Source organism: Bradyrhizobium sp. MOS001 (assembly GCF_004634465.1).
GTDB lineage: Bacteria > Pseudomonadota > Alphaproteobacteria > Rhizobiales > Xanthobacteraceae > Bradyrhizobium > Bradyrhizobium barranii.
Genome location: NZ_SPVJ01000007.1, coordinates 166,438 through 180,384 on the forward strand (window position 1 = coordinate 166,438; position 13,947 = coordinate 180,384).

Here is a 13,947-nt window from a genome sequence, read left to right on the forward strand (position 1 = left end):
CATGCGGCGGTCGGGACATGCGCCGCCGCCGGCTGTGATCATCTCTTTAGCCGCTCGGGGGCCCGACCGGCAAGCCGTAATACGGGTGTCTAGCGCGTCCTGAGCGGATGCGCTGTCTGGTGCCAGGCCCAGGCAGTCCGGATCACCGTCTTTAGATCGGAATGGCGCGGCACGAAGTTCAGCACTTTTCGCGCGGCGGAGGCATCGGCGACCAGATAAGTGGGATCGCCGGCGCGACGCGGCTTCATGGTGTGCGGCACCTCGCGGCCGGTCTCCTGCCTGATGGCGTTCAGGATCTCGCGGACCGAAAAGCCGGAACCGGTGCCGAGATTGAAGCTGCCGCCGGCATGTCCCGTTTCCAGGAGCTTCAGTGCTGCGACATGCGCCGCAGCGAGGTCGGTGACGTGGATGTAGTCGCGGATCGCGGTGCCGTCGGGCGTGTCGTAATCGTCGCCGAACACGGCGAAGTCGACATGGCCCTGGAGCGCCATCATGGCGCGCGGAATGAGATGCGTTTCGTTGTCACGCAACTCGCCGATGCCGCCGGCCTGGTCGGCGCCGCTGGCGTTGAAATAGCGCAGGCAGAACGCGCCGAAGCCATAGGCTGCGCGATAATCGGCGAGCATGCGCTCGATCATCCATTTCGACGCGCCGTAGGGATTGATCGGTGCGCAGGGGAAGTCCTCCGGCAGCTCCTTGGAATCGGCGTTGCCGTAGACGGCGCCGGTCGAGGAGAACACGATGCGCTGGCAGCCTGCGTTGCGCATCGCCTGCAGCAGCGACAGCGTGCCCTGGACGTTGTTGATGTAGTATTTCTGCGGGTCGGTCATGGACTCGCCGACGAGGCTTGCCGCCGCGAAATGCATCACCGCCGTGACCTTGTGGTCGGCGAAGGCGCGCGCCAGCGCGGCGCCGTCGAGCAGGTCGCCCGTCACCAGCGGACCCGCGACGAAGCTGCGATGACCTGTCGAGAGATTGTCATAAACGACGGGCTGATAGCCGGCGGCAGACAGTGCGCGGCAGGCATGCGAGCCAATATAGCCCGCGCCCCCGGTGACGAGGACGGTCGGTCGGTCGGTCATGTCGTCTTCTACTCTTCTCTCAGCGATTGGAAGGCCGTTTGCGGCTGAAGAGAAGATAGAGCGCGCGAGGGTTGGTGGTCAAATAGCGCCAGAGCAGGCGGCGTGGCTCGAGCATTGTGCGCCAGGCCCATTCGAGCCCGATCTTCTGCATCCATTGCGGCGCGCGGGACCGGCTGCCCGATAAAAAGTTGAACAAGCCGCCGGATGTCTTGATAACGCCAACATTGGTCAGCAGCGGCGTGTATTGCTCGACGAATGCCTGCTCGTTGGGCACGCCGAGCGCGACCCAGAGGTAATCCGGCGCGAGCGCGTTGATCTCCTCGACTTTCGCGCGCAGGGCGTCGCCGCGCAGATAGCCGTGGCTGTACCCGACGATCTTGAGGTTTGGATACAGCTGCTGGACATTCGCGACCGCCGCGGCGTTCTCTTCCTCGCTGGCACCGAACATGTAGAAAGTGCGGCCGACGGCTTCGGCCTTGCGCGCGACCACGTGGAACAAATCGGTGGTGGCGACGCGCTCCGGCAGCGGAAACCAGGATTGCAGCTTTGACGCCGCGACCAGGGGCTGGCCATCGGCGTTGATGAGGTCGGCGCCGCGGAACAGGCGTTCGGTCTCCGGTTCGGTCGAGCAGCGCGCCAACACCTCGCCATTGGCCGAGGTCAGGTGCAGCGGACGGCCGATGCGATTGTCAGGATCGGTCGCCTCGATCATGAAATCGGCAGTTGCTTCCAGGTCGAGCGCGGCCATGCGAAGGCCGCCGATAGTGATCCGCGGCACGTCGGCGGTTGCGGCCCGGCCGTCCAGATTGACGCGGCGCTCAAGCATATTGTCTGCCTCGCTGGCGCGCTTGAGTTGCGGGGGTGAGCTCGTCGAGCACGACGCCGACGAGCTTGCGCTCGGCGCGGCCGAGCGTGTTCAGGATTTCTTCCAGGCCGTCGTTGATGTCGAGGCTGGTCGGCAGCACCGCCACCAGCGCGTCGGCGTCGTCGAGCAGCTTGCGGCTGGCCGCACCAAGCGGCGTCACGGGGCCGTCGAGGATCACGAGATCGTAGCCGCCGGCGGCGCGCGCCTGCTCGATGGCCTTGCGCATGGCTTCAGTCGCCTTGCCGGCATCGCCGTCGGCGGCCGGCAGCACCGAGATGCCGTTGACCGTCTTGATCTCGCGCGAGGCCTTGCTGCCGATCGAGAGCCAGCCGAGTCGGCTCGGCTCGCTCTTGCCGGGGCGGCTCACCTTGTTGGAGAGCGAGTGTGCCTGATGGTCGGCATCGATCATCAGCACGCGGGCGCCGTCGCGCGCGGCCGCGAGTGCGAAATTCAGCGCGGTCACGCTGCGCCCGGTGGTCTCGCCCGCGCCGACGAGCGCGATGACCGGCATGGCCTTGCCGCCGGCACGCCGGGCCACAGCAGTGCGCATGTCGCGCCAGGCGTTGAGCAGCGTCGTCAGCGGAAAGCCGGGGCGCAGCGTCGGCCAGCCAAGCCGGGTCAGATCGACACCGCCGCCGGTGGCGAGGATGGCGCCGAGCGTGTGAATGACGTCGGCCTCCTGGAGGCGCGCGATCAGCGGCTTTCCGATCAGCGTATTTTCGTCCATCTCCGGCTGCAGCGATGGCGCGGCGAGCTCCGGTAGAGATTGCGCAATTTCCGGAGCTCGCGGAGCCGGCTGCGGCTGGGCTACCTCCGGTGTCCGTGAAACCTCCGGCGCGCGCGGAGGCCGCGGTGCCGGCGTGCGCTCACGACGGGCCGGTGTGGGCGCTGCCGGCGCGGTCGCACCGGCGGACAGCAGCTCGGCCGCGACGAACCAGCTTGCAGCAGCGAGCGCGCCGAAGATGAAGCCGATCATGGCGAACATGCTCATCGCCGGCGGGAACGAGCGCCGCTGCGGCACGGTGGCTTCGCCGATGACGCGGGCCGCCGAGGTGTTCAGGGTCTCCTGCTCCTCGGTCTCGCGCGAGCGCTTGAGGAAGGATTGATAGACGTCGCGGCTGGCATCGGCCTCGCGTTCGAGCTCGCGCAGGCGCACGGCGGCCTGGCTCAGCTGGACGCTCTGCCGCTTCTGCGCTTCCAGCGCCCGGTTGAGCGAGGCTTCAAAGTCGCGGGCGCGCGTCAGATCGTTCTTGGCGGACTGCGCGAAGCGATCGATCTCTTCGTTGATGGTGCGCTTGAGATCCTCGACCTGCTTCTCGGTCTGGCGCAGCGCCGGATGCCGCGGGCCGAGCTCGCCGGCCTGCTCCGCATACTTCTTGCGCGCGTCGGCATATTGCGCGCGCAGGTTCGCGATGGTCGGCGATTGCAGCGCTTCCGAATTCGCGCCGGCATCGGCAGCGGTGCGCCGGCTCGCCTCGATCTGGTCGAGCCGCGCCTGTGCGTCCATCGTCGCCGCGCGGGCCGCGGAAAGCCGCTGGTTGCTGGCGGAGAGCTGCTGGTCGCTGATCAGCGCGTCCTGGGTGCCGACGAAATTGTTCTGGGCCTTGTAGGTGGCGAGCGCGGTCTCGGCACTGCGCAGCCGCTCGCGCAACTCCTTGAGGCGGCCGGAGAGATCGTTGGTGGCGCGCCGCGCGGCCGAAGCCTGCGAGTTGCGGGATTCGGCGAGGTAGGCATTTGTCAGCGTGTTGGCGAGCATCGCCGCTTTCGCCGGATCGGTCGACCAGACCTCGATGTCGACGATGAAGCTCTTCTCGGTCTTGCGGACCGTGATGTGCCTGTTCAGCGCGTCGAGCGCCGCGAGCTGCACTTCCTTCGTCTCCGCGGCGGAGGGCGCGCGGGGCTGAAGGCCGATCAGGCCGAGCAGCGACGACAGCAGGCTCCTGGCATCACCGCCGCCGCCGAATTCGGGATCCTTGTCCAGATTGGCCTGCTGGATCACCTGGAGCAGCACGCTGTTCGAGGTAATCAGGCGCGCCTGGCTCTCCACCACCATGGCCATGCCGGAGACGTCCTGGGCACGCGGCGTGAGCTCGCGATCGACGAGCTGAAGCTCGCGCGGGTCGACATAGAGCTGGGCGGTGGCGGTGTAGCGGGGCGTCACGCTCTTGCCCGCGGTGACGGCAAGCGTCGCGCCGAGGAGCGCGGCAGCGGCAATCGCGATCTTCCGCCGCCAGAGCAGATTGACGAGCTCCAGCACGTTGAAGCCGGCTTGAGACCTCTGCTGCGGGGCCTCCGGTCCGGCCCGATCTATCGGCTGGTTGTAGTCAAGCATAGTCCCCAGCTTTCATTCCAACGACCGCGGGCTGAGGGGTTACTCTTCGCTTTACGCCACGCACCCGGGATATAGGTGCCCAATCAACGCAACAGGGAAAATTAACCATACTCATTGAGGGACTATTCACCGAAATGGCAAACAAAGCGTTTAAGCGCATGCCACTCTTCGACGCGTCGCGGTGACGCTGAGGTCCCCAAGGAATTAACGGTTCGTTACCGCGCGCAGCGAGGCCGCCAGGCTTCGCTCGTCCTGCGATGGACCGCGCGCGTGTCATGATTGTCAGCGCTTCCGTAGGATGACGTGGTAATCGCCGCGGCGAACGTCGATCCTGTCCGGCAGCACGGCGTTCATCACGGCGGCGCCGGCATCGACCAGAGCGGCGAACAGCGGCTTGCGCCGGCGCATCTCGGGATAGCGCGGACTCTCGACCTCGCGGCGGTAGATCGTCTCGAGGCCGTTGGCCGCGGCGAATGCTTCGAGCCGCGGCAGCGTCACCAGCGGATGGAAGAAGGTCGGGAACGGCGGCTCGCCGGGCAGGCCGGCATCCTTGATGCCGCGGATATTCCGGTAGAACCAGACATGAAACCAGTGCGGCGAGTATTTGGTGACGACGCCCGACAGCGAGCGCGGATTGGGTGCGCCGATCAGGATCATTCCGCCGGGCTTGAGCGCGTCGCGGAAATTCAGGAGCGCGGCATCGACATGGGGCAGATGCTCGATCACGTTGTAGCAGATCACCAGATCGAAGGTTTCGCGTCCAAAGCTGTAAGTCTGCACGTCGCCGAGGATCGCCTCGTCCGCGTAGGTGTTGTTGCGGACCTGGTCCTCGTCGATGTCGACGACGGTGACCTTGCTGCGGTTGAGCAGTTCCGGTGGCAGGACGCTGCACGAGCCGCCGCCGGCCTCGTAGGTGGCGAGCTGGCCCTGCGGCAGCTCGCGGCGTAGCACGTCGTGGACGGCGAGCAGGCTGTCGCGGGCTTCGCCGGGGACCAGATCGTGCAGCGCCTGGGTGCGTGCACCGGCCGCTGGGATTTGAATCGCCGTGGCTGTCGCGAAATCGATCGAGGCTGGCTTGTTCATTTTTTCTGACCGCGCTTGTTCGACTCAAATTTACAGGAAAAATCTCGCATGCCCGAAGAGCAAATCCGATGCCGCGCCGCTTCACCGGTCGCGGTGCTTACGGTCGGGTTAATGCGGGCAGGCGTTAACTACGGCATTGTCCATGTTGCGCTGTCGTGCGCGTGATGGACTGCGAATTGCACTATCACGTATGCGGGGACTTGCAGGAGAAACGCGCAAAAGCGGTTAAGCGTATGAAGGGCGGGAGATCCGCGGCGTTGCGCCGTCGCGAGCCTCGGGCCCGCCGTTCATTTTGGGACTGATCTGTCCCGCGGCGATGTGCCGTCGCAGGACAGCGCCGATTACTGCGTGATTGACGCAGGGCTTTTTCAATACATATCGGACATCTAGGATGCCATGACGCTGATCCCGACAGACCTTTCCGCCAGCCGGATCTCGGATGCCGTGCGCGATCCCAACCGGGAGATCGCGGCGAGCTCCCGCGTCATCGACCTGTCGGTCGGCATCGTCGTCTGCATTCCCTGCTTCCGCCGCCCGCACCATCTGCGGCTGACACTGGACTCGCTCGTGAGCCAGCGCACCCCGCGCTCCTTCGCGGTGGTCATGGTCGAGAACGACGCGGCGGGGCGCGAAAGCGCGCCGGTTGCCGCGGAGTATCTGGCCGACGGCCGGCTCCAGGGCGTTTGCCTGGTCGAGAAGCGGCAGGGCAATTGCCAGGCGATCAACGCCGCCTTCGAGACGGCGCAGGCGCTGTTTCCCGCCGCGACCCGCTTCCTGATGATCGACGACGACGAGATCGCTTCGCCCGACTGGCTCGAGCTGATGGTTCGCACCGCGGAGGCGACCGGCGCCGACGTGGTCGGCGGGCCGGTGCTGCCGGTCTTCGACGACGACAGCAAGCCCTGGCTCGCACATCATCCCGCCTTCTGCCCCGCCTATGATTACAGCGGCGCGGTGCCGCTGATCTATGGCTGTGGCAACTGCCTGATCACGCGTGCGGCGTTCGAGCGGTTCGATCGTCCCGCGTTCGACCTGCGCTTCAATTTCCTCGGCGGCGGCGATTGCGATTTCTTCGTGCGGTGCCGCGATGCCGGCATGATCTTCCACTGGACGGCTGAGGCGGTCATCACCGAGACCGTGCCGCAAAGCCGCACCAGCCTCGGCTGGATCGCCAAGCGCGGCCTGCGTATTGGCGCTATCAATTATCGCGTGCAGTACAAGGCCGCACAGGGCGCGGGCGCGCGGGCGCGAGTGTTCGCGCAGATGCTCGGACGGCTGCCGCTGTCGCTGGCGCGTTCCGCTCGTCTTCTCGCGACATCGAAGGCCGTCGTCGCCATGCATCCCGCGCTGGTCGCGCTTGGCTCCATGCTCGCAGCATTCGGCTTCGCACCGAAGCCCTACGAAGCGTCGAAAATCGTATCTTGACGCGGGTTAGATGCCCAAACGGGCGAGGGCGACCCTGACCGCGGCGCGGGGCAGCGATTTGAGCGAGCGCCGGCCGACCATCCCGAGATAAGCCAAGGCGTCGCGATATCTGCCGAAGCGGACGGCCTGCATCGCCGAATAGGTGACGAGATGGACCTCGGCGGCCTGGCGCAGCCCGGCCGCCGTACCCTCGGGCAGTCTCGCCAGGATCAGCCCATCGTCGAACACCCGCGCGATCGCAGGGAAGAAGTCCTTCGGCGTCCGCACGGCCGCATTCATGGTGTTGGCGGTGTGCAGGCGATAGTCGAGCAGAAGCTTTGGTGCGAACTCGAACTCGCCGATGGCGGCGAGGCGGCACCAGCAATGCCAGTCCTCGCAATATCTGAGGGAAGGGTCGAAGCCGCCGATGGCGCGGAAGGCCTCCGCACGTGCGAGCGCGATGCCGCCATTGACGATGAAATTGCCGGCCGCGAGCCGCGCCAGCACGTCGCCGGACGGCTTGCGGCGTCCCTTCAGCAGGCCCCGCCGGCCGATCTGCCGTCCCTCGCTGTCGATCGTGTTGTAGTCGCCGTAGACGAGAACCGCGCGCGGAGCATTGCGGGCCGCCGCCAGCAGCGCCGCGACCGCACCGGGGCGCAGGCGGTCGTCGGCATCGAGGAAGAGCAGCCATTCGCCGCTCGCATATCGTGCGCCGAGATTGCGCGCGGCGGATACGCCGGCGGATTCGTTGGTCATCAGGCGCAGCCGCGGGTCACGAATGGCGCGGACGATGGCCGTGGTGGTGTCGCTCGAGCCGTCGTCGACGACGATCACTTCGGTGATCTCGCCTTGCGCCAGCGCGCTGGTGAGGGTTTCGCCGATATAGGCCGCAACGTTCTTGGCGGGAATGACGACGGACACCGATGTGGTTGAGCCGGCCGGCAGCGGGAGACGCGGCGCCGGAACGACGCGCGAGGTAGCCGGTAAATCGAGAACATCTTCGGCGGTGATCAGAGCCACGGCTCGCCTTTAGGGGTCTGTTAACCAGGGCGCATCTGCCGACTGGCATTGCGATCAATCGCAACATTGGCCCGCCGCGAATGATACTCGCATTACGGCCAAATCGTTGTCGCGAAGGCCTGCGTGTTTCTGGTTTCGTAGATTAGCGTTAAGCCGCGGGCATTAAGCCTGTCGCAAATTTGGAAGAGTGCGACAGCCGGTCCCATGCGAGAATGCCGACCTGTTTGCCGCGGATGGATCTAGTGCCCGCAAAGACGTTCGAACACGACCCCGATGCCATCGTCCTCAACCTCTTCTACGAGGACAAGGACGATCGCTGGTTTCCCGGCGACCGGCATCTGCGGCGCATGGCGCGCCGGATGCTGCTCGGTGAGCCGCGCATGAGCGGGCAGCTTCGCGTGTTCCTCAATCTCTGCGCAGGGCTCGACCGGCTCGGTATCCGCTACCGCGTCAACGATTACGGTTACATCGCGCAGCATCCCGACGAACTCGCCTGCATCATCGGCCGCACCTTCCTGCTCGACAAGTTCGCGTGGAAGAATCCGATCCTGCTCGGCGTTGCCGCCCACAATCATCCGCTGGACGATCCTGATCTGTTCAAGCGGCTGCCGGTGAAGAAGGTCGTGGTGCCCGGCCCTTGGTACGTCGACATGTACCGGCCGTACTGGCCCGACACGGAGGCCTGGCCGATCGGCATCGACACGGATCTCTGGGCGCCATCGGCGCCGTCGCAAAAGACCGTCGACGTCCTGATCTACGACAAGGTCCATTGGGACCGCGAGCGCTACGCGCCGGAGCTGATCGAGCCCGTCCGCGCCCGCCTCCTCAAGGAGGGCCGCTCGTTCACGGAATTGCGCTACGGCAGCTACAAGGAAGAAGACTATCAGGCCGCGCTGGCGCGCTCGCGCGCGATGATCTTCCTGTGCCAGAACGAGAGCCAGGGCATCGCCTATCAGCAGGCTCTGTCCTGCGGCGTGCCGGTGTTCGCCTGGGACCCCGGCGGCCCGTGGCGCGACCCGGATTATTATCCGCACCGCGTCCAGTTCGCGCCGGTGTCGTCGGTGCCGTATTGGGATGACCGCTGCGGCGCCAAGTTCATCGACATCGCGGGGTTCGAGGCGGGCTGGGATTGTTTCTGGGCCGGGTGCACCGCTGATGCGTTCGATCCGCGCGGCTTCGTGCTCGACAATCTCACGCTGGAGCAGCGGGCGCTGCAATATTACGAGATCGCGCGCAGCATCGTGGGGCCGCAGACGGCGTCGCGGGCCTCGGGCGTGCTGGTTGACGGATGCTTAACAGGGACGGGCTAACACTTCGAGTTTCCCCGGCTTCACCATTTGCCTCGAGCCATGGATCGCAGCGTCGCTGACATGACCGACGTGGAGACCCGAACGCTGGGCCACGTCCTGCACGATGGGCTCGCGGGGCTGAATGCCGCGCAGGCGGCGCGCTGTCTCGTCGCGGTTGCGGCGCTGCTGCTGGTGCTGATCACGCTCGATCCGTTTCCTGACCTTCGCAACGAGGATGTGACCACGGTCGTCGGCGGGCGCATGGCGCTCACCTATATCTCCTGGGGTCTGCTGGCTGCGGTCGCGATGCTGTTCGTCGCCGGCACCGATGCGCCTGCGCTGAAGAGCCTGGTGACGCCACTGCATCTTTGCCTGGTCGGCTGGCTGTTGATCAACATCGTCTTCTCCGAGAGTCGCGGCGTTTCGATCCAGCGCTTCGTGCTGGCGGTCAGCGTGACGTCGCTCGCCATGCTGTTGCCATTGCTGCCGCCGACACAGCGGACTTTCAACCTGTGCCTAGGCGGCGCCGCGCTCGTGCTGCTGGTGCTGTGCTATCTCGGCGTCTTCCTCGCGCCGCAATATTCGATGCACACCGCGCTCGATCTCACCGAGCCGCAGCTTGCCGGCGACTGGCGCGGCAGCTTCGGCCACAAGAACATCGCTTCGCCGGTGATGACCATCCTGGTCTATGTCGGTATTTATCTCTGCGGCGTCGGCTCGTTCGTGATGGGGCCCGCGATCGCCGCGCTTGCCGGCATCTTCCTGATCTTCACCGGCGGCAAGACATCGACGGTGCTGTGCCTTGCGATCTACGCGCTCGCCTCGCTGGTCTATGTCACGCCAGGCCTGTGGCTGAAGCGGCTCATCTGCTTCGTGCCGCTGATCGTGATGAACCTGCTGACGGTCGGCAGCGTCTTGAGCCCGGCACTCGGGGCGCTGACGCGGCTGCTTCCGCTCGATCCCACCTTCACCGGCCGTTCCGCGATCTGGGAATTCGCGCTCGCGGCCGTCGCCGAGAAGCCGATCATCGGTCACGGCTATGCGGCGTTCTGGGACGACGTGACCGCGCGGCAGACTGCCCAGGGGTCCGAATGGGCGACGTCCGCCGCGCACAGCCACAACAGCTATCTCGACCTCGCGGTCACCATCGGCTTGCCGGGGCTGTTGCTGGTGATTCTCGTCTTCGTGCTCGCACCGCTCGGCAATTTCCAGTCGGCCCAGGCTCACAACCATAGTCGCGCGCTGGCAAAATTGTTCCTCACCGTATGGCTGTTTGGCCTGTATTACGGCGCCACCGAGACCTTCCTGCTCGAACGGCAGAATCCGATCTGGTTCATGTTCGCGCTTGCAGTGGCTGGCCTGCATTTCCTCGCCAGGTTCCAATGCGTTGAACAGACGGAACCGGAGCGCTGACAGCTTGTCGCAGCCGAAGCGATAGTGATGTTGGCTTAACGATAAGCCGTTACGTCACTTGTGGTCTGCGACAAACATAATCTATCTGGAAACATTCAGTAATCGCATGTCCCGCGGATGACGTTTCTCAGCGTCGAGCAATCAGATGGTCTTGCGTCCAGCACGTCGGGAATCGCTGTCGATTTCGTGCGTGACTGGCGGCAGGCCGCATCGCGCCTGAGCGCGGGGCAGCGCACCGCATTCCAGCACGGTTACTGGCTCGGCGCATGGTACGAGGCGTTTCACGACTTTGCACCGCTGATCGCATTGATCTCCGATGCCGCGACCGGCAAGGACATCGCGGTGGTGCCGATGATCAGCCACATCAGGCGCGGCATCCGCATCGTCGAATTCGCCGATCTCGGCGTCTCCGACAACAACGCGCCGATCCTGGCGCTCGATGCCGCGTTGGACGCTGCGGCGACGGATGCGATCGGCAAGGCGCTGATCGACGCGGTGCGCGCCTTGCCCGACCGCTTCGATCTGCTGCGGCTGAAGAAGATGCCGGCCCATGTCGGTGGCAAGCCGAACCCACTGGTGTCGCTCGGACGGATCGGATCCTGCTCGCTCAACGGCAATCTCGTGCTGACGGGCGACGACTATGAGGCCTACCGGGCCTCGATCAAGCGCATGCAGATGCCGCGCTGCTGGCGGGTCTTCAGCCGTCATGCCGGCGCGCGGCTCGAGATCGCGGCGGATGTCGCGCGTGCGCGCGAGCTGCTGGACGTGATGGATGTCCAGCAGCAGGCCCGCATGCGAAAGCTCGGCTCGCGCTTCGTCCTCAACGACGACGCTCATGCCCGATTCTATCGCGAGGTCGCCCGTCAGGGTATCGCGGAGGGCTATGCCGTCATCTCGGCGCTGGTCTGCGACGAGGCCGTCGTCGCCACCACGTTCGGCGTCAGGTCTGGTGCGAGCTATTTCCTCCTGCGCATCAGCCACGCCGGCGATTCATGGTCGAACTGCTCGCCGGGGCTGCTCGTCACCGAACGGACCATGGCGGCGCTGCATGCAGAGGGCGTGCGCCGTTTCGATCTCAGCATCGGCAACCAGGACTACAAGCGCCGCTTCGGCGCCGCGAAGGTCGCATTGACCGATGTCAGCATCGCACTGTCCTGGCGCGGCGCTCCCTATGCATGGCGCGACCATACCGCGCAGAACCTGCGTCGCTATCCCAGGCTCGCCGCCTTCGCCAGCCGGGCGATACGCAAGATGCGGTGACGGAGGCCGCCCGCACCCGCGTCATCTCGAAAGGCCGGCACTGAAGGCGTCCAGCAGCGCGCGACCCTGCGGCCAGTCGCCGAGCCCGCTCGACGCATTGATGTGGCCAAGGGCGCCCAGCACGATCAGACCGGACTTCCAGGCACGCGCCCGCTGCTGCGTCTTATCGAGCCTGCCAAAGGGATCGTCGGTGCTGGCGATGATGAGCGAGGGGAAGCGCAGCGTACGGTCCGGTACCGGCTTGAACGCAGCCGCCTCCGCGGGAAAATTGGCGCCATCGGGATCGGGCACCGCGACCAGAAAAGCACCCGCGATCGTGGATGGGAAGCGCGTGGCCCAGTGCGCCACCAGCAGGCAAGCGAGGCTGTGTGCGACCAGCACCGGCGGCTTCGCGCAGCGCCCGACCACCTGTTCCAGGGATTGCTCCCAATCGGCGAGCTCCGGCCGGTCCCAGCTCGCCGGCTGAAACCGCGTGAAACGTGTATCGTTGCGCTCCCGGAGTGTCTGCCAATGAGTCTCTGCGGAGCCGCCGAGGCCGGGCAAGGTGATGATGTCGTGCATGATCGTCCCGTGATATCTGAGATGCACGTGCAGTGTGGCCGGTCTTGGTGCTGCGTCACATGGCAAGTCATCGGCGAAGGAGATCATCTGCCGATGATCTCAAGGTGGAATGGAGAATTGTCTTGGATCGCTTCGGAAGCATTGACACCAAGGATCTGAAGATCCTGGAGGCATTGCAGGCCAATGCGCGCGTGCCGCTGTCCGAGCTCGGCCGTTCCGTCGGGCTGTCTCAGCCGGCCATCTCCGAGCGCGTGAAGCGGCTCGAGGAAGCCGGGATTATCGAAGGCTACGGCGCCCGCATCAATCCGCGCGCGCTAGGGCTCGGCCTGATGGCGCTGGTCCGCCTGCGCACCTCGCATGAGCACATCAAGACCTGCCTCAAACGGTTCAGCGAGATTCCGCACATCGTCGAAGTCCATCGCGTGACCGGCGATGATTGCTTCGTGCTCAAGGTGCTGGTTCCGGCGCCGGAAGATCTGGAGACGATCGTGGATCGTATCGCCGGCTTCGGCGCTGTGACGACCTCGCTCGTGCTGCGGAGCGAGCCGGCGCGACCGATCGGTAAAGACCTCATCAGGAAGAAGACCGAACGCGGTTGAGGCGTGGCCCGCGCGATCGACATGTCACCGGGCTGTCACAAAGCCTTCGATTGCGCCGAGCTTCGATGATCGCGCGCTTTGTGCTATCGTCGCCTCCGCTTTCCGGAGGCGACATGGAAGATCGTTCGGCAAAATATCGCGCATTCTATGCGCAGTTGATCTGCGCCGCAGCCAAGACGACGGATCCCCGTATCGAACAGGCCTTTCGCACGGTCAGGCGCGAACCCTTCGTTGGGCCCGGACCGTGGTCGATCTCCGTCGGTGGTCATCCCTATGTCGTGACGCCCGACGATGACCCCGCCTTCCTCTATCAAAACACGCTTCTGGCGCTGGATCCGGCGCGCGGCCTCAATATCGGAATGCCGGGCGCGCACGCCTATTGGCTCAGCGGCTGCGGCGTGCGGGAAGGCGAGACGGTGATCCAGATCGGTGCCGGCAGCGGCTACTACACGGCCATTCTGGCCGAGCTCACGGGACCTTCGGGCCGTGTCCATGCCTATGAGATCGACGAACGCCTGGCGGCACTCGCGCGCGAAAATCTGAAGCACATCCCGCATGTCGAGCTGGAAGATCGCTCGGGCATCGCGTCCGATTTACCGGGAGCGGATGTGATCTACGTCTGTGCGGGCGCGGCGCAGCCGGCCACGGAATGGCTCGATGCGCTGCGGCCCGGCGGCCGGCTGGTGTTTCCGTTGGCGCCGGAGGGCATGCTCGGTGGCATGTTGATGATCACGCGCCCGGACGAGGGCGCGGTCTGGCCGGCGAAATTCCTGAGTCGAGCCCAGTTCATCGGCTGCGCGGGACTGCAGGACGCAGATGCCGGCCGGCGATTGGCCGAGGCGTTCGCCAAAGGATGGGAGAGCGTGCAGTCGCTGCGCAGAGAGGGCGCTCCGGACGAGATGTGCTGGTTTGCCGGTGAGGGCTGGTGGCTTTCGACGGCTGCGGCACCCGTCCAGACGAATTCAATCAAGCCGCACGCCGACCTCACGCAGGCGTGACTGATCGCTCGCGCCTTACGATTTCGCGCACCCGGCGCAAT

General features: G+C 65.5%; 12 protein-coding genes. 6 read left to right on the plus strand and 6 right to left on the minus strand.

Annotation, left to right across the window (positions count from 1 at the left end):
* Positions 1 to 89: 89 nt before the first annotated feature.
* The 4 genes from galE to CT676_RS13400 all read right to left on the minus strand — a co-directional run bounded on the left by galE (position 90) and on the right by CT676_RS13400 (position 5,362).
* Positions 90 to 1,082, minus strand: coding sequence for a UDP-glucose 4-epimerase GalE (galE, locus tag CT676_RS13385; RefSeq protein ID WP_085403401.1), 993 nt, complete (start codon positions 1,080 to 1,082; stop codon positions 90 to 92).
* Between the two features lie 19 nt (positions 1,083 to 1,101).
* Positions 1,102 to 1,908 (minus strand): WecB/TagA/CpsF family glycosyltransferase, encoded by an 807-nt coding sequence (locus CT676_RS13390; RefSeq protein WP_085403400.1) that lies wholly within the window; start codon positions 1,906 to 1,908, stop codon positions 1,102 to 1,104.
* A complete protein-coding gene (locus CT676_RS13395) occupies positions 1,901 to 4,279 on the minus strand; it encodes an exopolysaccharide transport family protein (protein ID WP_085403399.1) in 2,379 nt (792 codons plus the stop codon). Before CT676_RS13395 ends, CT676_RS13390 begins: the two co-directional genes overlap by 8 nt.
* A gap of 282 nt (positions 4,280 to 4,561) precedes the next feature.
* Positions 4,562 to 5,362 (minus strand): class I SAM-dependent methyltransferase, encoded by an 801-nt coding sequence (locus CT676_RS13400; protein ID WP_085403398.1) that lies wholly within the window; start codon positions 5,360 to 5,362, stop codon positions 4,562 to 4,564.
* Positions 5,363 to 5,758: 396 nt separating this feature from the next.
* On the opposite strand from CT676_RS13400, the gene CT676_RS13405 reads away from it, so the two are divergent.
* On the plus strand, positions 5,759 to 6,787 hold the full coding sequence (locus tag CT676_RS13405; protein WP_085403397.1) for a glycosyltransferase family 2 protein: 1,029 nt from the start codon (positions 5,759 to 5,761) through the stop codon (positions 6,785 to 6,787).
* Positions 6,788 to 6,793: 6 nt separating this feature from the next.
* Here the strand turns inward: CT676_RS13405 and CT676_RS13410 are convergent, their stop codons facing one another.
* On the minus strand, positions 6,794 to 7,780 hold the full coding sequence (locus CT676_RS13410) for a glycosyltransferase (RefSeq protein ID WP_085403441.1): 987 nt from the start codon (positions 7,778 to 7,780) through the stop codon (positions 6,794 to 6,796).
* A gap of 248 nt (positions 7,781 to 8,028) precedes the next feature.
* Between CT676_RS13410 and CT676_RS13415 the strand changes: the two genes are divergently transcribed.
* The 3 genes from CT676_RS13415 to CT676_RS43990 all read left to right on the plus strand — a co-directional run bounded on the left by CT676_RS13415 (position 8,029) and on the right by CT676_RS43990 (position 11,748).
* Positions 8,029 to 9,096, plus strand: coding sequence for a glycosyltransferase (locus tag CT676_RS13415; protein ID WP_085403440.1), 1,068 nt, complete (start codon positions 8,029 to 8,031; stop codon positions 9,094 to 9,096).
* Positions 9,097 to 9,135: 39 nt separating this feature from the next.
* A complete protein-coding gene (locus CT676_RS13420) occupies positions 9,136 to 10,488 on the plus strand; it encodes an O-antigen ligase (RefSeq protein WP_085403396.1) in 1,353 nt (450 codons plus the stop codon).
* 117 nt (positions 10,489 to 10,605) lie between these two features.
* Positions 10,606 to 11,748 (plus strand): GNAT family N-acetyltransferase, encoded by a 1,143-nt coding sequence (locus tag CT676_RS43990; RefSeq protein WP_085403395.1) that lies wholly within the window; start codon positions 10,606 to 10,608, stop codon positions 11,746 to 11,748.
* A gap of 21 nt (positions 11,749 to 11,769) precedes the next feature.
* Here the strand turns inward: CT676_RS43990 and CT676_RS13430 are convergent, their stop codons facing one another.
* Positions 11,770 to 12,309 carry an alpha/beta fold hydrolase gene (locus CT676_RS13430; RefSeq protein WP_085403394.1) on the minus strand — a complete coding sequence of 180 codons (540 nt, stop codon included), beginning with the start codon at positions 12,307 to 12,309 and terminating at the stop codon, positions 11,770 to 11,772.
* 122 nt (positions 12,310 to 12,431) lie between these two features.
* Between CT676_RS13430 and CT676_RS13435 the strand changes: the two genes are divergently transcribed.
* Both CT676_RS13435 and CT676_RS13440 read left to right on the plus strand, forming a co-directional pair.
* Complete coding sequence (locus CT676_RS13435) at positions 12,432 to 12,908, plus strand: Lrp/AsnC family transcriptional regulator (protein WP_014491880.1); 477 nt, start codon at positions 12,432 to 12,434, stop codon at positions 12,906 to 12,908.
* A gap of 113 nt (positions 12,909 to 13,021) precedes the next feature.
* Positions 13,022 to 13,906, plus strand: a complete 885-nt coding sequence (locus tag CT676_RS13440; RefSeq protein WP_085403439.1) for an rRNA adenine N-6-methyltransferase family protein — start codon at positions 13,022 to 13,024, stop codon at positions 13,904 to 13,906.
* Positions 13,907 to 13,947: the final 41 nt, after the last annotated feature.